Raw genomic sequence first — 21,950 nt, 5'->3', positions numbered from 1 at the left:
TCCTAGAGTTGAGCATCGGCACATATACATATATCAGGCAACAAGGTCCGAAACCACCACGGACAGTAGTGCAATGGTGGCCGCGGCCGCGCACGCGGCCTCCTCGAACGAATTCCGAACCGGGCCGGCGCATCCACGCCGGCGCCGTCAGCCGGCAGACCACCGCTACCAGGACCGCCGATCTGCGGCACGGCACATTCCCGGGCGATCAGCCGAGATAAGAGCGTCAATTCCTCGGACAATGCGACGCCGCCCCGGCCGCCGTCGCCGCGATCATTGCAGGTAGCACGACGGCCCGCGCCGCGATCATTGCGGGTAGCAGGACGGCCCGCGCCGCGATCATTGCGGGTAGCACGACGGCCCGCGCCGCACGGGGCCGGGCTTTGGAAGATCGCGGTGGGCACGCCGGGCGTCCACGGGCGGCCGGTGGGCGGCTGCGGTTCGTGACGATTCTTTGCGTACGCGGAAAGGACGTCGACAACCGCAACCCGTTGCCGCGACCCGGATCGCCGGAGGATTCCCGCCGTTCCGCCGTACACCGACGGCGCCGTTGCGGAAACGGCGCCGAGCGGTCAGGGTGACGTCAGTGCGCGGCGTCGAACGCCTCGACGACACCGGACGGGATGCGACCCCGTTCGGCGAGCTGGTGGCCGTTCTTGGCCGCCCACTCGCGGATCGCCTGATTGCGGTCCCGGGTCGAGCCGCCGCCGGACGAACTCGACGCGACCGGGCTGCGCCGGTTGATCGCGGCAGTGCGACCCAGACGGGTGCCGGCACCAAGATAGGGCTCGAGCGCCTTACGCAGCTTGCCGGCATTGCTGTCGGACAGGTCGATCGTGTAATTCACACCGTCCAGAGAGAACTCGACGGTCCGATCGGCGGTGCTGCCGTCCAGGTCATCCGTGAGGAGGGTGATTGTCTTCTTCGCCATGGGGGTGGGCTCCAATTCTGCACGGAAGTGCGCTGGCGAAATTCTAACCGCCTCCGGCCGATCAGTCTAATTTCTTCCACGGTGGCTTGTTTCCAGCAGGTGAATCACCCGCCAAAATCCTGGAATGACGTCCCTGGAATTGCTCCGGACCAATCCCGGCGGCGGTTAACCGGCCGCGCCCGCAGCTTGCGATCACCCGGAATGCCGCGCGGTGCCCTGTTCTGCGACGCCCTTGTTCTGTGACGCGCTGCCCACCGGCATTCCCAGCGCCCCCGATGCTCCGTCGTTGCCGGCGGGCCGTCGTTCCCGGCGGGCCGTCGCTCCCAGCGGGCCGAAACAGCCGTGGAGCACGGCCAACACGCCCGAGCCGTCGACCACGGCCCATCGCCGAGCCGAAAACAGCCACTGGCAACGGCCGACCGCCCCCAGCCGTCGAACACGGCTCGCCCACGAACACAAAACAGCCATGGGGAACGGCCGGCACACCCGAGCCGTCAACCATGGCCCACCCCACGAACCCGGAACAACCAAGAAGAACGGCTGGCGATCCGGAGCCGTCGGCCACGGACGGGACCACGGAAGGACGGGACCACGAACGGACAGGACTGCGAACGGACAGGACTGCGAACGGACAGACGGCGCTGCAGACGAACGGCACCGCAGACGAACGAGACTGCGAACGAACGGGACTGCGAACGAACGGGACTGCGAACGGACGGACGGGGAGCGGCCACGATAATGGGTGGGTGAACAGACGTCGGCGCAAGAAGCTGCAGCGGCTCCTCGTGGAGACGGCCGGCTGGGGGTCCGCGAAACGCGTCGGGGAGTTGCTGCGGGCGGGCGCCGACCCGGACCTGCCGGATCTCGACGGGACCACGCCGCTTTATCGGGCGAGTGTGCAGGACCGGGCGGAGAACGTTCGCGTGCTTGCGGCGGGCGGGGCCGACCCGAACCGGGAGAGCGGATCCGGCGACGAGGGCCTGCCGTTGTGTGGTGCCGCCTGCTGGGGGCATGATGCCACGGTCCGGGCGCTGCTGGCCGCCGGTGCCGACCCGCTGCGGCGTGAGGACGGCGGGCGGGGGCGTACCGCGAGGGAATGGGCCGAAGTGGGCGGACACCACATCGCTCTCGCCGCGATGGACGACGCCGGCCGCTGACGTACGCCCCGATCTCACCAGAAACTACCCGCCGAAACGGGCGTCGACGATCGCTGCGCTACGGCGACTGGTCGCCGCCCGAGCGGGACGCCGCCGACCGCCGGGCGTCGACGATCACGAGTGCCAGGCCGGCCAGTACGCAGGCCGCGGCCCAGACCGGGTGCACGATCACACCGACCAGGACCGCCACGATCAGGACGGCCGCCGCCAGCATGACGGTCCGCCTGCCGACCGGGAACGGCGACCGCGACGGCACCGCCGCGGGGGCAGGCTTCGGTTCGGCCGCTTCGCGGGCCGCCCATTCGGCCTCCTTGCGGGCCTGCCGGTCCGCCTCGCGCTGGGCCTTCCGCGCGGCCTCCTCGCGTTTGGCCGCCTCGCGGGCTTCGAGCCGGGCCTGCCGTTCGGCGTCCAGCTGGGCCCGCTGCTCGGTCTCCTCCCGCTCGGCCTGCCGTTTCGCGGCCCGTTCCGCGCGGCGGCGGGCGAACTCCTCGCGTTCGCGTTCGTGCCTCTCGCGCTCCTCGGGCGGGAGGTGGGCGACGGCCGCGGCGGCGGCCCGTTTCGCCTCGTAGTCCGGGTCGATGATCCACCGCCAGTCCGGCGCCAGCTCAGGCTCGATCAGCACGAAAGGCGGCGCCAGCTCAGGCTCGATCAGCGCCGAAGGCGACGGCTGCTCAGGCTCGATCAGCGCCGAAGGCAAGGAAGCGTCTGCCAGCGGGATCCCCGCCGTCGCCGGATGCCGGTCCCGCAGCTCGTCGGCGTGTGCCAGCAGACGTTCGTGCGCCTCGACGGTGGCCAGGCGCAGCCGGTCGGCGAAGAACGCGTCCAGGTCGTGGTCCTCGTCGCCGCGGTGCAGCCGGTCGCCGTCGATCCACGCGTCCACCGCGGTCCGCCGGGTCTTCAGCACGTGTACGCCGCGCAGCTTCAATGCCGCGACCAGCTCGTCCCGGCCGGGGTGGTCCGCCGGGACCTGCCAGCGTTCGCCGAGGTGGATCCGGCCGGTCACCCGGTCCGGGCCGACGTGGTCGCGGATGCCGGCGGCGACGGTCTGCGCGAACTCCCGCGACCCCATCGCGTCGACCAGCCGGTCCAGCGTCTCCTCGAGGGTGTCGTCCCAGGGGAGAGGCTCGGCGAGCAGCGCGACGATCGTGGCGGCCAGCGTGCGGCAGAACTGGTCCGCGCCGAGGCCGCTCGCGCCCATCAGGGCGACGAGTGCCTCCCGGCGTTGCGGGTCGTCGGCCGCGGCGAGGAGCTCGCGGGCACCGACCCGGAAGGCGACCTCGTCGTACGGGAATTCCAGGCTGCTGAGCGGCAGGCTGTTCCACTGGACGGCCTGTTCGACGATCGGTCGCGCGTACATCCGCTTGGGTCCGCCGATGGCGGGAAGCTCGACCGGCGCGGGTCCGGCGTAGCGCAGACCCGGCACGCGGCGCAGCAGGGACGCGACGATCACGGACAGGTTGCGCACATCGCCCAGCGCCGTGTGCGCGTCGTGCGGGGACGTGCCGGTCAGCGTACGGAAGACGGCGTCCTGTTTGTAGGAAGGCTGATCGAAATGCGACCAGGACGCCACCATGGTGCACACCCCGGGGATGGTCCCGGCCAGGTCGACGCCGGCGCGGCGCAGTTCCTGGCGCAGGAACCCGTCCTCGAAGGCCAGGTTGTGCGCGACCACGACGGCGCCGGACATCAGCCGGGACAGGCCGGGCCAGACGTCGCCGAAGACGGGCGCGCCCCCGACGGAGGCGTCGGTGAGGCCGTGCACGGCGGCGGTCGACGCCACCGAGGCCGTCACCGGGTCGACGCGGCTGGCGTACTCGTCGAGGATCGTGCCGTCGGCGGTGAACCGGCAGGCCGCGACCTCCACGATCCGGTCCCGGCCGGAGTCCAGCCCGGTGGTCTCGAAGTCGACCGCCACGAACTCCAGTGTGTCCAGCTCACGGCCATCTTCGCGATCCTCGTCGCGGGTCAGATAGCCGGGCCGGAACCAGTGCAGTGGATGGTCCACGCTTTCCACGACTGTTGTACCGTCCTCACCCGCTCGTCCGGCCCTGCATCATGGCCTTCTCAAGATCACGAGCGCAAGGCGGGGTCGGTGGGACGGTCCCGGACCGGGATCAGACAGCCGGATCCGGCACGTCGTCGATCCGGGTCCGGTAGCCCGCGGCCTGCAGGGTGAACAACTGCGCGTAGAGGCCGCCGGCCGCCATCAGCTCGTCGTGAGTACCGGTTTCGATCAGCTGCCCCTGCTCCAGCACGAGGATCCGGTCGGCGTGGATGACGTTGGCGAGCCGGTGCGTGATCAGGATCGTGGTCCGCCGCCCCTGCCGGGCCCGCAACGCCTGGAACAGCGCATCCTCGGCCCGCGGATCGAGCGCCGACGACGGCTCGTCCATGATCAGCAGGTCGGCCTCGCGGAGGAACGCGCGCGCCGCCCCGATCCGCTGCCACTGGCCGCCGGACAGATCCTGACCCTCCTTGAAGGTACGGTCCAGCAGCGTCTCGTACCCGTGCGGCAGATCCCCGATCATCTCGTGGGCCGCCGCCTGTCGCGCCGCCGCCTCGATCCGGCCCTGATCGGCGGAGGCGTCGATGTCACCCATCGCGATGTTGGTGGCCGCGCTGAACGGCCAGCGATGATGGTCCTGGCTGGCGACCGCGATCCGGCGGGCCAGCCCGGGACGGTCCCACTCCCGATAGGGCCGGCCGTTCCAGCGCAGCTCACCGCGGTCCGGCTCGCGCAGCCCGGCGATCATCGCGGCGAGGGTGGACTTGCCCGACCCGTTCTCCCCGACCAGCGCGACCGTCTCCCCCACCCGGATAGTCAGGGACACCCCGTCGACCGCCGGCCGGTTCCGCTCCGGATAGCTCAGGCTCACCTCGTGCACGCTCACCTCGGACAGCGGTCCCGGCCCGCCACCGGCCGGGGCCGGGGCGGGCAGGTATCCGGCGGCCTTCGCCAGGAACCGGACGTACTCGTTGAAGAACTGGCCGGACGCGTAGACCCGGTCGACCTGGAACGTCACCATCGCCAGCGCCCGCTGCGCCGCCTGCACCGCGATCACACAGGTCGCCGCGGCCGCGAGCGGGATCTCCCCGTCGAGCAGCAGCACCCCCAGCAGCACGTAGACGCCGGCCAGGGCGACACCGCCGATCGCCGCACCGACGCTGGTGGTGGCGGTGACCCGCTGCGCCACCCGCAACTCCTCGCCGATCTGGGCGCCCATCACCTGGTCGTACAGGCGCAGCAGGAAGCCCCGCAGACCGTAGGAGCGCAACTCGGCCGCGGAGGTCCGCTCCGCCATCAGCCGCTGCAGCACCCACTGCCGGCGGCGCCGGGTCGAACTGGCCAGGTAGGACTGGAACTTCACGTGGCCGGCGCGCAGGGCGGCGTACCCGGTCGGCACGGTCGCCACCAGCAACGCCAGCAGCAGCAACGGGTGCACGGTGACCACCGCGACGGTGACCGCGAGCAGGCTCACCACCCCGGCGAACAGGTTCATCGTGTTCTGCACCAGTTCGATCGCCGCCTCGGTGCCGCGGGTCGCCCGTTCCATCCCCTCGGCGAACCCGTCGTCGTCGAAGGCCCGCAGCTCCACCGCCGTGGTCTGCTCGAACAGTTGCCGCTCCACCGCCAGGTGCACCCGCGGCGTCAGCCCGTTCAGCGCCCACCCGACGACCATGCCGAGCCCGCCGCGGACCGCGGTCGCCGCGGCCAGCCACACCAGGGCGGGGAGCGCCGCGCGTACCCGGTCGGCGGTCGGACCACCGGCGAACAATTCGATCAGCACCTGCTGGGTGGCGAGCAGACCGAAGGCGGCGAGCGCCCCGGAGACCAGCGTCGCCGCCCCGACCAGCCCGGTCCGCAGCCGGTCCGCCCGCCACGCGACCCGGACCGCCCGGCCCACCAACGCCGGCAGCTCGGTGAAGACGCCGACGATGCCGGCCGAGGCGCGCGCCCGCAGACCGGTCTCCCACCAGCTCTCCCGGAACTCCGGGAGCACCAACTGATCGTCCTGTGCTGAGTCCATCCCCCACCGCTACCGTGCCGCGCCGGACCGGACTGTCGGCCACCCGACGATCCGCGCCCTTCCACCCGGATCAGCGGGCGACCGCCACCAGCTCCCGGTGGTGACGGGGCGTCTCCGCCTCGTCGACGAGGGCGGCGGCCAGATCCCCGTACGAGAACGCGGTCCCCGGCAGCACCGCCGAACCGCCCGTCACGTAATCGCCGGCGGCCGGTTCGTCGGCAAGGACCACCGGCGGCGGGGCCAGCACCACCCAGTCGACGTCCGCCGGCGCGGCCCGGAACGCGTCGAGCTGGGCCACGTGCCCCAGCGAGAACGCCCGGTGCTCGGCCGGGAAACCCGGACTGTCGTGCACCGCGACGCCCGGCTCGACCTCGAGCGTCGTGCCGATGCCGACCGCGACCAGACGCCGCGGGCGCGCCGCGACCAGTGCCCGCGCGGCCGCCGGGAAGAACGTGACCGACGGGACGTCCAGGCGCACCGCTGTCATGATCACAGCGTCGTGCCCGGCCACCAGGCTCCGCACCGCCGCCGCGTCGGTGACGTCGCCCTCGACCGCACCGCTGCCGGGATACCGCGACCGGTCCCGGACCACCGGGGTCACCTCGTGCCCGCGCCCGGCCGCGAGCGCCACCACACGCCGGCCGGCACGCCCACCGGCCCCGAACACCACGATCCGCATGCCCACTCCCCCACTCGATCCTTTTCGGACGGAGCGGACCATACGGCCACAGGCCTCGGTACCCGCAACGGTACCGGCCGTGACGTGCCTATCCTTGCTCATGCGCGAGCCACTCGACCCGGCCCGATTCGACGACTGCGCCGACCCCTCGACCGTGCCGATCCGTGTCGGTGACAAGTGGACGGCACACATCCTGGTCTGCCTCGAGGACTCCCCGCGACGCTTCACCGAACTGCGGGCGCCCCTGCACCGGCTCACCCCGAAGGTCCTCAGCGAATCGCTGCGCTCCCTGGTACGCAACGGCTTCGTCACCCGGACGGCGTACGACGAACAGCCGCCCCGGGTCGAGTACGCCCTCACCGCCCTCGGCCGTTCCCTGCTGGAGCCGATGGCCGCCGGATGCGCCTGGAGCCGGGCCCACGCCGCCGAACTCGCCGAGGCCCGCGCGCGACTCTGAGGACTCGCCGACGAACCGGGCCGCGCCGGTACCATCCGTAGCCGTGGTCTTCTACCCGGTGCGACTGGTCCTGCCGCGGCGTGCGGGCGTGACGTTGTGGGGCGGCAACGTCGACGGCGAGTTCGACTACTTCCTGACCGGCGACGACAGCCGGGTGGTCCTCGCCGATTCGGTGAAGGAACTGGCCGTTCAGGCGCCGGCCGCGGGCACCGGCCTGCTGGCGGCGCTGCCCGGCTATCCCGAGGCGGTGCGGTCCCTGACCGACGGCGAACCGGACGTCGACGAGATCGACTTCGCGCACGTGGCGGACGTGCTGGCCCGCGGCCTGGGCGTGGCCCGGATGGTGAGCGGCGACATCGTGTCCTGCCTCGACGCCGCCCGCGACCTGGCCATCCAGGTGCGCGACGACACGACGCTCGACCGGCTGCAGGGCGACGGCGCACCCCTGCGTGACCTGTACCATCACCTGTTCGGCGAGCAGGACGACATCGACGAGACGGCGGCCGCCGCGGCGTTCGGCGACGTCACCCGCTGGTTCGAGGGTCACGTGGGATAGCCGGCGGTACATGAACCATCGGCGGGGGTGAGCGCGCTTCACGCGTACCCGATGAAGGAGCGCGACCGGAGGATCCCGCCGCGCCCCTCGCTGATTCTGCTACCTGCCGGAACGCTCGCGGCGCACCGTGGGGCGACGGCCGCGGATGGTGCTTTGTTGCAGGGCGCTGATCACCCGCTCGGCGTCGCTCTCCGGGATCTCGACCAGGGAGAAACGGTCGGTGATCTGGATCGCGCCGACGTCGCGGGCGGGCAGTCCGGCCTCGCCGGTGATCGCACCGACCAGGTCCTGCGGGCGCAGACCGGCCCGGCGGCCCAGGCCGACGAAGACGCGGGTCAGGTCGGCGTCGGAGTTGCGGCCGCGGGAGTGACGCGGGCCACGGTCGTCGTCGGAACGGGGGCGCTTGTTGTCACGCTCGCGCGGCGGCGAGACCGACGGGATCTCCGGCTCGTCGACGTCGCCGCCGTTCGCCTCGTGCAGCAGCTTCAGCCCGGCCAGGGCGACCGTCTCCAGGTCGCCGTCCTGGACCAGCGACTCCAGGATCGGCCGGAACCGCTCCAGGTCGTCGGCGTCCAGCGCCTCCCGGATGGTCGTGCGGGTCAGTTCCATCCGGCGGGCACGCAGGTCGGTGACCGTGGGCAGCTTCTCGGTGGCGATCCGCTGGCCGGTCAGCCGCTCGATCGCCTTGATCATGCGGCCTTCGCGGGGCTCGGCCAGGGTGATCGCGGCACCCTCCCGGCCGGCGCGGCCGACCCGGCCGATCCGGTGCACGTACGCCTCCGGGGCCGCCGGCACGTTGTAGTTGATGACGTGCGTCAACTGCTCCACGTCCAGGCCGCGGGCCGCGACGTCGGTGGCGACCAGCAACTCGGTGGCGCCCGACCGCAGCCGGCTCATCACCCGGTCACGCTGGTCCTGGCTCATGCCGCCGTGCAGGGCCTCCGCCCGGTAGCCCCGGCCGTTGAGGCTCTGGGTGACCTCGTCGGTCTCCTCCCGGGTGCGGCAGAACACGATCGCCGCGGTGGGCGCCTCGACATCCAGGATGCGGCCCAGCGCGGCCGTCTTGTGGGCGCGGGTCACCAGGTAGGCGCTCTGCCGCACGCGGGGCAGGCTGTCCGGGGAGGTCTTCTCCCGGGCCATCTGGATACGCATCGGCTCACGCAGGTGCCGGCGGGCGATCGCGTCGATCCGCGGCGGCATCGTCGCCGAGAACAGCACCGTCTGCCGGGTGTCCGGCGTCTCGGACAGGATCGCCTCGATGTCCTCGGCGAACCCCATGTCCAGCATCTCGTCGGCCTCGTCGAGAACCACCGACTTCAACTCGCCGAGCTTCAGCGTGCCGCGTTCGATGTGGTCGAGGACCCGGCCGGGCGTGCCGACGACGATGTCCACGCCGCGGCGCAGCTCCTGCAGCTGACGGCTGATCGGCTGCCCGCCGTACACCGGGAGGACGCGAACGCCCAGGTCACGGCCGTAGCGGTGGACCGCCTGCGACACCTGCTCGGCGAGCTCGCGGGTCGGCACCAGCACCAGGGCGGCCGGGCCCGCCTGGCTGCCGGGGGTGAGCTTCTGCAGCAGCGGCAGGGCGAAAGCGGCGGTCTTACCGGTGCCGGTCGCCGCCTGACCGACCAGGTCGTGGCCGGCGATCAGCGGGGGGATGGCCTCACGTTGGATCGGGGTGGGTTCCTCGTAGCCCAGGCCGCTCAGGGCGCGCAGCAACTCCGGACGCAGCCCGAGCGCAACGAAGGCCGCGTCGGTCTCCAGCAGGTCTTCGTTCATGACCACAGGATACGAAGCCGTTCCGCGACCGCCGCAAAAGGGCCGACCCCCACTCTGTCAACCGGGTGTGCATGCGGCGTTTCACGATCAAACCCGTGCGGGGGTACGCCGGAAAGCACTCCCCGCATCCCCCGCACTCCGGTGAGTCACCACCCCGGTCCCCGCGGAGAGGTGCCGGCCGCCGACGCGCCGGCCCTGCCGAGTCCGCTGAACCCGGGTGCGGCTACCCGAGTTCGTCCGCCAGTGCCGTCAGGTCACCGATCGGGTCCTCGCCCAGCGCCTGGATGACGACCTGATCCGCGCCCGCCTTGAGATGCGCGCGGAGCCGTTCGGCGACGGCCGCCGCCGAACCCTGGGCGACGAGACCGTCCACCAGGGCGTCGCTGCCGCCGCCGGCCAGGTCGGCCTCGGTGAAGCCCTGCCGCAGCCAGCTGTTCCGGTAGTTGGTCAGCTTCAGGTAGAAGGTCAGCGCCTCCCGGCCGGCGCGGCGGTTCTCCGCCGGGTCGTCGCCCAGTTTCACGTGCTGTTCGGTGACGACGAGCCGGTCCGGGCCGACGATCTCGCGCGCGGCCCGGGTGTGTTCGGGTGTCGTCAGGTAGGGGTGGGTGCCGCCGGCCTCGTCCCGGGACAGTTTCAGCGCCCGCGGGCCGAGCGCCGCGATCACGATCCGGTCGGCCGGGACGCCCGCGCTGCGCAGCGCGCCGACGTAGGCCACCAGCGCCTGGTAGGGCGTGGCCGCCTGGTCGCCCTGAGCTTCCCGGTGGCCGGTGCCGATGCCCAGAACAGCCCTTCCGGGGTACGCCGCGTGCGATCGGTGGAACCAGGCCGCCGCCACGTCCGGCCGGATCGTCCAGATGTTGACGATGCCGGTGGCCACGATCAGCCCCGTGGTCGCCGCCAGCAGTTCGTGGCTGCGGTCGAGGTCGTCGACGGTCACCGCCCCGAGCCACAGGCTGCGATAGCCGAGCTCCTCCACCGCCGCCGCGAACTGCGGGTCGGCGTCGACTCCGCGCCGCCACACCCCGTACTGCCCGCCCAGATCCGTCATCGCCCCACACCTTCGTCGATGGACTGCTCTCCCCTAGGCATATCCCACTCGGCCGAGGAACGGGGTGCGTTCTGTGTCTCAGCCGATCGCGGAATAGCGCAGCCCGTGCCCGAAACGGAACAGCGGTTCGGCGGTGTCGAACGGCAGGTCCGGGCGGCTCGCCGCGACCGCGGCCATCGACGACGGCAGGTCGAAGGGCAGGTTGCCCTCCGGCCGGGCCTCGCCGAACAGCACCTGCACCACGGCCTCCGCGGACGCGCCGAAGTCGGCGACCAGGGATGCGGTGATCTCGGCCAGCTCGGTGAGGATCGCCGGACGGTCCAGGTAGATCACCGCCACGGTGGGGGCCGCGGCGGCGATCGCGCGGATCCGGTCCAACTCCCCGGCCGGGAAGTCGAGGGAACCGGCGTGGAAGAACGACTCCACCGACATCGGTTCACCGCGTTTCTCGTACGGGGCACTCAGCCGCAGGACTGCCACGTCAGCGTCGGCCGGAGTCGCCACCAGGGTCGCGCGCTGCCCGAGATGCTCCTGGGTGAGGCCTTCCGCGTACACCCGAAGACCTCGCGCCAGCGGCAGATGCGCCGGACCGTCGGGGGTGTTGGTCAGCAGGGTGTGCGCGGCGGTCTGCGCGGCCATCCCTGCGGCGCGCGACGCGGGCGTGCCGACGATCGTCTCGGCCCGGTCGGCATCGACGAACCGGTCGTCGAACAGGCCGAGGCGGAACTTCTCGCGCAGCAGACGGCGGGCCGAGACGTCGAGCCGGGCCTCACTGACGGTGCCGGCTTTGACCAGAGCGGTCAGGGTCTCGGTGCGGTACTCGCCGCCGAGCTGGTCGACGCCCGCGTCGAGGGCCTTGACCATGCGCTGCTCGTAGCTGAGGTGCTCCACACCCCAGCAGGTGTTCGACAGGATGCCCCAGTCGGTGCAGACGATGCCGTCGTAGCCGAGCTGGTCACGCAGCAGCCCCGTGATGACGTCCTTGTTGAAACCGAAGCCCACTTCTTCGTACGCGGTGCCGACCGGTACTCCGTAATACGGCATGAGCTGGGCGACGCCCGCCGCGATGGCCCGCTTGAACGGCTCCAGGTGCAGGTCGAAGCCGCCGCCCGGGTAGACCTGCTCCTTCCCGTACGAGAAATGCGGATCCTCGCCGTCCTTCTGTGCCCCGCCTCCGGGAAAGTGTTTGGCCATCACCGCGATCGATTCCGTCCCGAGCTGCTTTCCTTGCAGACCGAGGATGTACGCGACACCCAGCGCCGACGACAGCTCCGGGTCCTCGCCGAACGTGGTGCTCTGCCGCGCCCACCGGGAGTCGGTGGCCAGGTCGATCTGCGGGTGCAGGGCGGTCCGGATGCCGACCGCCAGGTATTCGCGCCGGGTCAGGTCGGCGAAGGCGGCGACCAGGTCGGCGGATCCGATCGCGGCCAGTCCGAGCGGCTCAGGGAACTGGGCGAACGGCCCGGCGAGCAGCGCGGTCGCCGGGTTGTCGGTGAAGTGGTGGCGCGGGTCGCTGGCCACCGTGACCGGGATGCCGAGCGGGTGCCGCAGGGCGCGTTCCTGCACCGCGTTGTGCCACTCGGCGATGGCGCGGGCCGACGGCGCGGACAGGATGTTGATGTGGGTGATCCCCCGGTCCAGCATCGCGCCGAGCGTCGGCGCGTCCATGAACCCGGGCCGGTCGAAGTCGTCGACCAGGGTGAGCGGGTGGAACAGCAGAGCGGCCTTGTCCTCCACGGTCATCCGGTCGAGCAGGTCCTCGACCCGCTGGCCGACGGGGAGGGTGGGGTCCTGATAGGGGTACACGGCGAACCTTTCAGCGCACGGACTTGATGGGGGCGACGGCCAGGCCGCCGAGGATCATGAGGGCGATCGCGACCGGGAAGAGGGTGGCGTAACCGGCCAGGCCGACCACCGCACCGGCGATCGCGGGGGCGAGCATCTGCGGCAGGGTGGCGGCGACGTTGACCACGCCGAGGTCCTTGGCGAAGTCCTCCTTCGCCGGCAGAACCTGGGTGACCAGGGCCTGGTCGACCGAGCCGAACAGGCCGAACCCGAGACCGGTGACCACCGCGAAGATCATCATCCCGGTCGTGGTGGGCAGCAGCCACGGACCGGCCAGGCCTGCCGCACAGACCGCCGACGCGACGTAGATGAACGGCTTGCGGCGTCCGGCCCGGTCCGACAACGGACCGCCGATCGCGGTGGTGAGCAGGGTGGCCACCAGCATCAGACCGCCGACGACCGGAACGAAGGAGACTGCATCGTCGCCGAGGCCGATGTGGTCCTGCAGGATGTACAGCTGGTAGTTGAGGATCAGGAAGTAGCCCAGGTAGAGCAGCAGCCGGCCGAGGAACGCCCAGGCGAAGTCCGGGTGTCGTCGCGGATTGAACCAGTAGCTGCGGCCCAGTGCGGCCAGGTCGAACCGGCGGCGCGGCTCGTCGCGGTTGTCCCGGTCCGGGTTGAGCAGCAGGAGCAGGCCGAGTCCGAGGACGGCGATCCCGGCGAACGTGACGTATCCGGTACCGATGCTCTCCGCGAACCGGGTGCCGATGATCTGCCCGCCGAGCGAGCCGAACATCGACGCGAACCCGACGACGGCGGAGAACGTGCCGCGACGCTCGACGGGAACCCGGTCCGGGGTGATCGCGCTGAGCGGGCCCTGCACGAAATTGAAGGCGATCTGCACGATCACCCAGGCGATGCCGATCTGTACCAGGGTGTTCGCGGCGGCCATGTCGAGCAGGGCCAACCCGCCGATCAGGGCGCCACCGGCGATCCACGGCGCCCGGGGGCCGAAGCGGCCGCGGGTCCGGTCGGAGAGGGTCCCGGCCAGCGGCTGGGCGAGCATCGCGGCGAGCGCGCCGACCGTGGCGACCAGCGCCAGGTTGGTCGCCTTGGCGGCCGGGTCGATCGCCTCGATCTGCAGCGGCAGCAGGATGGCGGGGACCGCTCCCCAGAGCAGGAACAGGCTGACGTTGGCCGGGAACATCCAGGTGAGGAGCCTGCGGAGGCGTGTCGGCGGGTGCTGGTTCTCGGTGACGGTCACGGGCGTACTCCCTAGTTTTTCCCGGTGGGGGAAAAAGTTAGGCGTCGCCGATGTCACAGGTCAAGAGCCTGCGGTAGCTGATTTTCCCCTCCGGGAAATAAGATTGTCATCGTGCCGGAACCGAGACGCCCCCGCCGCGGCCGACCCGCCCGCGTCGACCGGGCCCGCATCGTCGCCGCCGCCCGCACCATGAACCCGGAGACCCTCACCATGCAGGCCGTCGCCGAGGAGCTCGGCGTCGACCGCAAAACCCTCAACTATCACGTCAGCGACCGGGAGGGCCTGCTCGAACTGGTCGCCCTCGACGTGCTCTCCACCCAGGTCGGCACACCACCGGCAGCACCGCCCGGCGACTGGCGGCGGTCGCTGCGCGACTTCGCCACCACCATCCACGACGGCATGGCGGGCATGGGGGCCCTTTTCGAGTACGTGCGGATGCCGCTCACCGCCGGACTGCAGCCCCTCGAGACCGGCGAGCGCATCCTGTCCACCCTGGTCGGCGCCGGTTTCAGCCCCGACGACGCGGCCCGCGCCGTCACCCTGGTCACGCAGATCGTCTACACGTCGGCCCGCGACGCGATCCTCACCGCCGGGCACGGCGGCGTCCACCCGCAGGTCCAGGCGATGCGCACGGTGCTGGCGGAGGAGCCGGGGGCATACATGCACCTGCTCACCGGCGATCAACTGTCCGGCACGCGTACCCAGCTCGCCTTCGACCTGGACATCGTCATCGCCGGCCTGGAAAAGCGCCTAGAGCAAGCCGAGTGATCGGCCGCCGGCAGCCCAAATTCTCCTCGCCGGCCGTCAGGGCGACGTAAATCCGGAACCATGGCCACGGCTCCTCGTCGAGGTAGCGTTAGGCGGTTGCTCGGGAGATCCCGAACCCGGCACCCAGCAATGTGACCTCCTCTTGCTTGCGGAACCAGACGCGGATCAGAGTTGCTTGATAAGAGCAGGTCACGGCCCGCGTTTCCCGAGGGACTCCCCGAGCACGGCGTCACGTGGACAGCAGCCGTGCGAGGTGACGCACGAGAACGCAAGTGCCCTGCCATCAGATCGGTCACTCACCGCTCCATCAGGCCGGCACCCCCTTCTGCGAAGAGCAGCGGCAGCACGATACGGAGTGCGCGCGCCTGCGCAGTCAGCGATTTCTGCATTCCCAACCGCGTTATCGCACTGCTTTGGGGTTGACCGGCTCCTTTTAACTTTGCCTTTCGTACCAGTCCCCAGACCGACGCACTCAGGACCCTCTCGCCCATGTCATAGTTGACAAACGTGTCTACAGTCTTGTTGCGCTCTTCCAGCACCGCCCAAATCGCCCAACGACCCGACGCGAATCCAACATATCCTGATTCTGGCGTTTGTGGCCCCTCAAAACCAAAGTCGTTCCCGAGGAAATCCAACGCGTCCACAGCATCCGTGGAGAAATAACCGAGTCGATTATCATTCATATTTACTTACCCCTTTTTTTGGCTACCCAGTACGCCCCGCGCGACTCCCAAGAATATCCGAGCCCCTGCAAGTACTGAAGTTCCTTCTTGTAAATCCCGCCGTCATACTGAAAGTCGGCAGGATCCTGCATGAGTCTGATCTCATCACCTCGCTCGATGGCATCGTCGATAAACCGTTTATTCTTGTTCCAGCGCCAACGCCCCGTGCCCTTCGCCGGAACCTCAAGGACATTGAAGTCCGGATCGTCCATGAAATTCTTGAGCGCGTTGGGGTCCCCAGGACGAGTACCGCGATATTTACCGAGAAGTGTAACTCCGCAGTTATGAACAAGTACGGGCGTATCGCCAGCGAGCACATAGTACGTATGAAGGTCGTCGACGGTGAGGTTGTGTACGGTGACTTGCGGTTTCACCCAGCGTTCGATCGCCGTGATCTGCACCCGCGTGCCAGCACCGGTCCGCAGCAACTGGCCGACATGCAGATCGGTGGCGGCGACCCATTCGTTCATCCCAGGAACCCAGAATGGGTGCTTGTCGGTCGATGTGACCTCGGAAGAATCAGATCCTTCGACATCATCGACGGTGATCGTAACTAGGTTTTTAGAACCGCTGCCAATGATGAGGGCGGCGACTTTTTCCGCACGGCTCTCGCCGGTTTCCGGATCGGTGGCGAGAACTAGGTCGCCGATGCGTACATCGGCGATCTCCTTGGTGCTGCCGTCCGCCATCAGGACCTCGGTATCAGCGGTGAAGCTGTTTCCGACACAGGCGATGCGCTCGCCTCTGGCCATCGACTTAAGTTGTGAAGCGCCGACAATCGTCGCTGATCGCGAGACTTTCAGGGCTCGCACAGAACCCGAACCTGAGACGTACTGATCGAGCATCGCATTGGCTGAGGCAGTCATGTACTCGTGTCGCGCCAGACACTCGCCAGTACAGCCGGAATTGTACTTGACCCTGGAGTGCAGTGTGTCCCTGATCTGCGCGGCATAGATCGACGAGCACACTGATCCCTCAGTATTGCAGGCGTGGTACATCGTCCAGAGTAGCTTGGTGTCGGCGTCCATGGCCTTCCACTCGTTTCCCCAGTCGTTGAGGTACGAGTAGTAGGCGATATTGACTTTCTTCTTGAACGCCTCGAAGTCGTAGACCTGATCGGGGCTTACCGTTACGCCTCCGACGTTGACAGAGCCATCGCCATTGTCGGTGACGTCCACCCCTCCGTCGCCACCGCCGTCGCCGTCGGAACCGCCGTCGCCGCCGTCACCGTCGTGACCTCTGCCCGTGTTGGGGCTGCCATCACCGCGGGGCTCGTTGTTCTGGTCGTCCCAGGGTGTTCTGCCGAGGCCGCTGGGGTCGCTGTAGGTGACAGGGCTGTTCTCGGTGTAGGCGTACCCGTTCCACTGCTGCGGCTGACCGATGACGTGCAGGGGGTCCACGGAGATGAACCGGCCGATGGCCGGGTCGTACTCACGGGCCCCGAGGTGGGTCAGGCCGGTGTTGTCGGTGGTACCGCCGAGGTAGCCGCGGTTGTTGGGCCAGGCACCGACGGTGGCGCCACGGGGCGTTCCGTACGGCGTCTGCCGCCGCGTGGTCGCCTGCTGGTTTGCGGCGTTGACGGCGATGCTGGCGGTGCCCTGGTGGTCGGGTGACAGCCAGGTCAGGCCGCTGCTGGTACGGGAGCCGATGGTGGCGCCGGCATGGCTGTAGTACCGGGTGCAGCTGGTTGTGGCGGTGCTGTTGTTGTAGCGGATCTCCTGCCCGGGCAGGTAGAGGGTCCGCCCGGTGGGGTCACGCTGGACGAGGCGGTTGCCGGAGGCGTCGTAGATGTAGCGGGTGGTGCCGGTGCTGTCGGTGACGCTGTCGACGTGGCCTTCCGGGTCCCAGGTCAGAGTCTGGGTGCCGGAACTGGCCGTGGGCCGTGTGAGGGTGTTGCCGGCGGCGTCGTAGGTGTAGCTGCCGGCCTTCGCGCCGGTGGTGCTGGTCAAGGCGTGCGGGCGCACGCTGTTGGCCCCGGACGGCGGGTAGGTGTATCCGGTGGTGGCGTTCCCGGAGCTGGTGTGGACGGTTTCGCTGGTGCGGTTGCCGATCGCGTCGACGGTCCAGCTGAGCCAGTACGGCGCCGGACCACCCAGTGCCGAGGCCGCCGGTGTGGCGTTGCAGTCACCGGAGGCCGGAGTCCACGCCTGAGTCAACCGGGCCAGCTGGTCGTAGGTGAAGCACTGGGTGTCGTCGACGGTTTCGGGGGCTGCATCGGCAACCTTGATGATGTTGCCCGCGTCGTCGTACTGGTACGTGGTGTCGGTCAGGATGTAGGGAGCGACCGAGTCACGGTCGGTACGGATGTTGGTGAGCCGCCCGGTCTCCAGCTCCCGTGTGTACTTGGTGTAGACGCGGCCGCCATCCCCGGTTCCGGTGTACAGCTTGACCTGGTCGAGTTGGCCGAGGGCGTTGTAGTCGGTACCGGTGACGTAAGCCTGGTTGGTGGAGCCGTACAGGCTGTCGACGGTCGTCGGCTGGCCGAACGCGTTGTAGGCGTAGGTCAGTCGTTCCGCGGACAGGCCGGTGTTGGTCTCCGGGAGGCTGCTGGAGCGGACGGAGCCGTCGAGGTTGTACGTGGTGTTGTAGTGATAGTTCCCGGTCAGACCGGTCTCGGTCGTCGGGATGACGATCTCGGTGTTGCCGGGCTGGTAGCTGTCGTTGTAGTCGTGGATCTTGACCTGATACAGGGCCGAACCGACGTACCGGGTCGACTCCGACAACTGCCCCTTGGCGATGGTGTCATAGGTCCACTGGGCCCGGATGACACCACCGATCTGGTCGTCATAGACCTCGGTCTTACGGTTGAGCGCGTCATAGGCGTACGCGATCTTCTCACCACGCGCGTCAGTCGACGTGAGAATGTTGCCCAGGTTGTCGTACGTGAAGGTGGTCTTCCCCCGGTCCGGGTCGTCGACCTGCGTCTGACGTCCGCGGAGGTCGTAGGTGTAGCTCCAGTCGTTGTCCAGGTGGTCGACGAGCTGGGTCTGGTAGCCCCGGGCGTCGTACTTGTACTCGGTGCTGACCCAGCTGTTCGCGGTGAACGGCGTGGGTGTGGCGCCGAGGTATTCGCGCAGCTCGGTCGCACGGCCGCGGGCATCCGTCACCACGGACGTCGCGGTGCCTCCGGACGGCGGGGTCGTGTCGGTACGGTCGCCGGCGTAGGCGGTGGTGGTCTGCCACCGTGCGACACCATAGGGCTCGAAGATGCTCGCGACGGCCCGGCCGGCACCGTCATAGCGAGTCCGGGTCTGCGTCGGCACGGTCGCCGAGTCGGTGGTGGCAAGCAGCGTTGTGCCGGGGTTGCCGCTGGCGTGATAGGCGCCGTACGTCAAATGCTCCCGGCCGACACTGTCGTAGAAGGACTCGCTGATGATCCGTCCACCCGACGACGACGGCGACTGGGTCTGCCGGGGACGGAGAAGACCGTCGTAGAGGGTGTACGAGGTGACGTAGTCCCCGGCCGCGTTGAGCGCCGAGGTCGAGACCACTGACGGCGCACCAGTGTTGAGGGCATAGGTGTACTTGACGTTCGGGGTGTCGGTGCCTTTGACGCGGCCGGGCATCCACACGCTGGTCAGACGCCCAAGCGGGTCGTACTCGCTGTCGGTTCGCTTGCCGTTCGCGTCGACGGTGGCCGTCGGCACGCCCCACACCGGGTCGATCGTCGCGGTCGTGGTGTGTTCGAGGTAGTTCGTGGTCGTGATCGACGTGAGCGGTCCGTCGGTCGCGGGCGTGTATGCCGTGGTGATGGCATAGCCGTTCGCGTCGGTGGCCGTCGTGAGCCGGCCGTGGGCGTCGTAGGCGGTCTTGCCGATCGTGACGAAGGTGGGGTTCCCGTTATTCCAGGCGGACATCTCCTGGGCCAGGGTCGGCAGACCCTTGGTCGGGGCGGTGCCGTAGGCCAGAGCGTCGAAGGTGGTACGGGTCTCCCCGATCACCTGGGCCTCGGCGAGGGTGCCGGTCGTGGCGCCGCAGGCGACCGCGTACTTCCTCACGCTGTGCGCGTGGTCAAGGATCCACGCGCTGGTGTTGCGCGGGGTGTAGGTGGTCACGGTGCACTGCTCGTCACCGGAGACACCGTCCTGGCCGAGGTCGTCGACCTTCGTCACCATGCCGTACTCGTCGAACGTGTTGACCGTCTTGGTCACCCGCTCACCGCGGCCGTTGTCGAGAGTGACGTGGTTCGTGATCGTGGACACGCCGGTGAAACGGGCGGTCACGGTGTCACCGTTGATCGTGCGGCTGGCGGTCGGATCCGAGGCCCACGGGGTGTTCAGCGTCTTGGAGACGACGGCGCTGCCCGGCCCGTTGAGGAAGGTCGTCGACTGCCGGACCTGACCGGCGAACCAGTCCTCGTCGGCGATCCCGTCGACATCGCCGGGTTTCACGCCGCCGTCGGCGTTGAGCCGATCGCCCTTGATGCCACGGAAGTAGCGGGTCTCGGAGTACACCGACTCACCGGCGTCGCCGACGGTCACACCGACCCTGCCGTAGCCCCGATAGTCCGACCAGGTCTTGTATTTCTTCTTGGTCAGACCGTCGTCATCGGTGTAGTGCCAGGCCGCACCGTCGTAGTACGTGTACTGGTACGTCTTCTGCGGGCTGCCCAGCGGCGGCACACCCCCGGTGTTGTCCTGCTCGTAGATGGTGGTGACGACGTACTTGTTGAACCAGTCGGTGACCGGATCCTCGTAACCCTCAGGCACCCACTTGACCGGATAGCAACGACTGGTGTTGGTTGCCGGTGCTGGGGTCGCACCCGCGGTGCAGTCCTGCTCGGAGTAGACGACGCTGACCGTCGCACCGGTCTCGGTACGGATCCGCGCGATCCGCATCCAGTTCATCGCGGTGGCGAAGTCACCGGTGATGTCCACCCGGTTCGCTTTCTGGACCGGCGTGAACTCCACATCCGGGAGGGTGGCGGTGCCACCGACCAGGCCAGCGTGCGAGATCTTCGACAACCAGAGACCCGCCCGGGTGCCGTCGCCCGGATCTGGGAACGTGTGGGTCAGTGTCCACCGGTCGACGTCCCGATAGGTGGTGCCGTCGCGGACCTGAGTGGTGACCGTGGCCAGCCGCTTGGTCGACCAGAATGACGGTGCGAACTGGTCCTTGCAGGTGTCACCGGTGCACTCGGAGTCCCACGGCACATCCGGCCATCGGGTCGCGTTGTGTTTGTCGCACTCGCTCAGGCAGCGGTCTTCGTAGGTGAAGTCGACCCTCATCGGCGCGAGCGTCCCGTGCACCGAGTCGATACCACCGCTGCGACGAGTGCCATAGTCGATCCGGTCCAGAACGGCTTCCCGGTCGTAGGAGGCGGCGTCGGACTCGTCCATGTTGCGGGCGTACTTGTTGGTGCTCTTCTGGTACCAGTACGACATCGAGTTGCCGAGCGTGTCGACGACATAGTCGAGGTTCCAGCGCCACGCCTGCATACAGTCGGAGTCGATGAAGGCGGTGGCGTTGCAGGGCTCGCCGGGGTCGTTGCCGAACACCGGCACGGTCAGGACCGAATTGGTCACGGATTTGCTGCTGGTCCAGCCGGGAAGCCGGTTGACACCGAACCAGTACTGAACGCCGTCGGTGGTCGTGACCACCCAGTACTCGCCGTTGTTGTCACCGTTGGTGGCGGCGCTGCCGGTCTTGCGTTCGATCCGGGTGCCGTCGTCGCTCCGCAGATGCCAGCGGGCCTCGGTGGCGTTGTAGATCAGCTCACCGGAGTGACCCGCGAGCGACAGGGTGGCGTTGTCGGTCTCCCAGCACAGGTCGCCGGTCTTCTCGTCGTTGTTCGCCGACCCGTTCCGGTCGTCGGAACAGCCGATGTAGCGCCGTTCGATGTAACCACCCGCGGGCTCCTCGAATCCCTCACCGACCCGAGAGGGCTGGTTGTTCGAGGCGGCGTGCCGCCCGTCAACCGACTGTGACGAGTACGCCAGTTGCAGACTGGGTGCCGGCCCACCGAGCGACGGGGGCACGGTCATCGGATAGTTCCAGGCGAAATCGCCGGAGTTGCCGCCTGCCGACCAGGTCGACGCCGAGGTCAACGTCGTCGCCGAGTAGTCGCCAGCCGGGCCTGAGGTCGCCGCAGTCGCTGCCACCAGGGTCGATGCGGCGTCAACGGTGACTTCCGCCGATAGGGTCTGCGCCGCCACATCGTTGTCGGTGGCCAGTGCGGTGCTCTCACACCCATCCTTGTCCGGCGTCGTCAGCGCGCACTCCGGCATCGACACCAGACGCAACCGGCTGGACCAGTCCGCGCCGTACGCGGTGGCAAACGACCTGTAGTCGAGGGTCATCTTGGTCGTGCCGCTGCCGGTGAGGCCGTCGGCCCGTCCCAGCCGCATCAGGACCCCGCGGACACCCGTCTGCTCGGTAATCTCGCGATCCAGCACCTCGACCTGGACCTTCGACGGCGCGGCCTGCCTCTTCGCCGACGATTCCACACGCACCGGAAGAGACGTCGCCTGCTGGCCGTCCACCGTGACTATCTCATCTGCGGCCTTCGGCCAGACCGGTGCGGGCCTGGCCGACGCCGGCGGGGGCTCGGCGAGCTTCGGCGCAGGGGCGATCTTCGCGGCCTTCACCGCCACCTCGGGCACCGGGGTGGACGATTCCGCCTTGTACGGATCCGGCTTATACGCCATGGCCGGGGCATGCCCCAGACCGAGGACCAGGGTGACCGCGAGACTCGCGGCGATTGCCATACGTGGTTTGGACAGCAGCCGCCGGCCGGCGGCCTTCGACGAGCTCATCTGATGCTCCGATGGTTCGGG

The 21,950-nt window shown here is 69.1% G+C and carries 14 protein-coding genes; 4 read left to right on the top strand and 10 right to left on the bottom strand.

Annotated elements, in window-relative coordinates; genetic code table 11:
• Window positions 1–583: 583 nt before the first annotated feature.
• On the bottom strand, window positions 584–931 hold the full coding sequence (locus tag WH85_RS33550; protein ID WP_045746101.1) for a histone-like nucleoid-structuring protein Lsr2: 348 nt from the start codon (window positions 929–931) through the stop codon (window positions 584–586).
• 746 nt (window positions 932–1,677) lie between these two features.
• Between WH85_RS33550 and WH85_RS53325 the strand changes: the two genes are divergently transcribed.
• Window positions 1,678–2,088 (top strand): ankyrin repeat domain-containing protein, encoded by a 411-nt coding sequence (locus WH85_RS53325; protein ID WP_045746100.1) that lies wholly within the window; start codon window positions 1,678–1,680, stop codon window positions 2,086–2,088.
• A 58-nt stretch (window positions 2,089–2,146) separates the two neighbouring features.
• On the opposite strand, the gene WH85_RS47640 is transcribed toward WH85_RS53325, so the two are convergent.
• From WH85_RS47640 to WH85_RS33530, 3 genes are all read right to left on the bottom strand, one after another.
• Window positions 2,147–4,102 carry an exonuclease domain-containing protein gene (locus WH85_RS47640; protein WP_083449444.1) on the bottom strand — a complete coding sequence of 652 codons (1,956 nt, stop codon included), beginning with the start codon at window positions 4,100–4,102 and terminating at the stop codon, window positions 2,147–2,149.
• A gap of 100 nt (window positions 4,103–4,202) precedes the next feature.
• Window positions 4,203–6,116: an ABC transporter ATP-binding protein gene (locus WH85_RS33535; RefSeq protein WP_045746099.1), complete on the bottom strand. Its 1,914-nt coding sequence runs from the start codon at window positions 6,114–6,116 to the stop codon at window positions 4,203–4,205.
• Between the two features lie 70 nt (window positions 6,117–6,186).
• The gene (locus WH85_RS33530; RefSeq protein WP_211275524.1) at window positions 6,187–6,795 is read right to left on the bottom strand and encodes an NAD(P)-dependent oxidoreductase; all 609 of its coding nucleotides are present in this window, start codon (window positions 6,793–6,795) and stop codon (window positions 6,187–6,189) included.
• A 100-nt stretch (window positions 6,796–6,895) separates the two neighbouring features.
• On the opposite strand from WH85_RS33530, the gene WH85_RS50920 reads away from it, so the two are divergent.
• Complete coding sequence (locus tag WH85_RS50920; RefSeq protein WP_045746098.1) at window positions 6,896–7,252, top strand: winged helix-turn-helix transcriptional regulator; 357 nt, start codon at window positions 6,896–6,898, stop codon at window positions 7,250–7,252.
• A gap of 43 nt (window positions 7,253–7,295) precedes the next feature.
• Window positions 7,296–7,808 (top strand): hypothetical protein, encoded by a 513-nt coding sequence (locus WH85_RS50915; RefSeq protein WP_045746097.1) that lies wholly within the window; start codon window positions 7,296–7,298, stop codon window positions 7,806–7,808.
• Between the two features lie 99 nt (window positions 7,809–7,907).
• Here WH85_RS50915 and WH85_RS33515 read toward each other — a convergent pair whose 3' ends face one another.
• The 4 genes from WH85_RS33515 to WH85_RS33500 all read right to left on the bottom strand — a co-directional run bounded on the left by WH85_RS33515 (window position 7,908) and on the right by WH85_RS33500 (window position 13,684).
• The gene (locus WH85_RS33515) at window positions 7,908–9,587 is read right to left on the bottom strand and encodes a DEAD/DEAH box helicase (protein WP_045746118.1); all 1,680 of its coding nucleotides are present in this window, start codon (window positions 9,585–9,587) and stop codon (window positions 7,908–7,910) included.
• Window positions 9,588–9,810: 223 nt separating this feature from the next.
• Entirely contained in the window at window positions 9,811–10,635 is an 825-nt protein-coding gene (locus WH85_RS33510; protein ID WP_045746096.1) for a TIGR03620 family F420-dependent LLM class oxidoreductase, read from the bottom strand.
• A gap of 78 nt (window positions 10,636–10,713) precedes the next feature.
• Window positions 10,714–12,441 carry a glycoside hydrolase family 3 protein gene (locus WH85_RS33505; protein ID WP_045746095.1) on the bottom strand — a complete coding sequence of 576 codons (1,728 nt, stop codon included), beginning with the start codon at window positions 12,439–12,441 and terminating at the stop codon, window positions 10,714–10,716.
• A 10-nt stretch (window positions 12,442–12,451) separates the two neighbouring features.
• The gene (locus WH85_RS33500; RefSeq protein ID WP_045746094.1) at window positions 12,452–13,684 is read right to left on the bottom strand and encodes an MFS transporter; all 1,233 of its coding nucleotides are present in this window, start codon (window positions 13,682–13,684) and stop codon (window positions 12,452–12,454) included.
• 111 nt (window positions 13,685–13,795) lie between these two features.
• Here WH85_RS33500 and WH85_RS33495 point away from each other — a divergent pair, with 111 nt between their 5' ends.
• Window positions 13,796–14,452, top strand: a complete 657-nt coding sequence (locus tag WH85_RS33495) for a TetR/AcrR family transcriptional regulator (protein ID WP_045746093.1) — start codon at window positions 13,796–13,798, stop codon at window positions 14,450–14,452.
• Window positions 14,453–14,748: 296 nt separating this feature from the next.
• Here the strand turns inward: WH85_RS33495 and WH85_RS50910 are convergent, their stop codons facing one another.
• The gene (locus WH85_RS50910; RefSeq protein ID WP_157411376.1) at window positions 14,749–15,135 is read right to left on the bottom strand and encodes a hypothetical protein; all 387 of its coding nucleotides are present in this window, start codon (window positions 15,133–15,135) and stop codon (window positions 14,749–14,751) included.
• 2 nt (window positions 15,136–15,137) lie between these two features.
• Window positions 15,138–21,929, bottom strand: coding sequence for a polymorphic toxin-type HINT domain-containing protein (locus WH85_RS33490; protein WP_052720987.1), 6,792 nt, complete (start codon window positions 21,927–21,929; stop codon window positions 15,138–15,140).
• Between the last annotated feature and the right edge of the window lie 21 nt (window positions 21,930–21,950).

It is taken from the genome of Actinoplanes rectilineatus, assembly GCF_000962825.1.
In the GTDB taxonomy this organism is placed as follows: domain Bacteria; phylum Actinomycetota; class Actinomycetes; order Mycobacteriales; family Micromonosporaceae; genus Actinoplanes; species Actinoplanes rectilineatus.
Note: the sequence above shows the minus strand (reverse complement) of the source record. Positions and strands in the feature narration are given on the sequence as shown.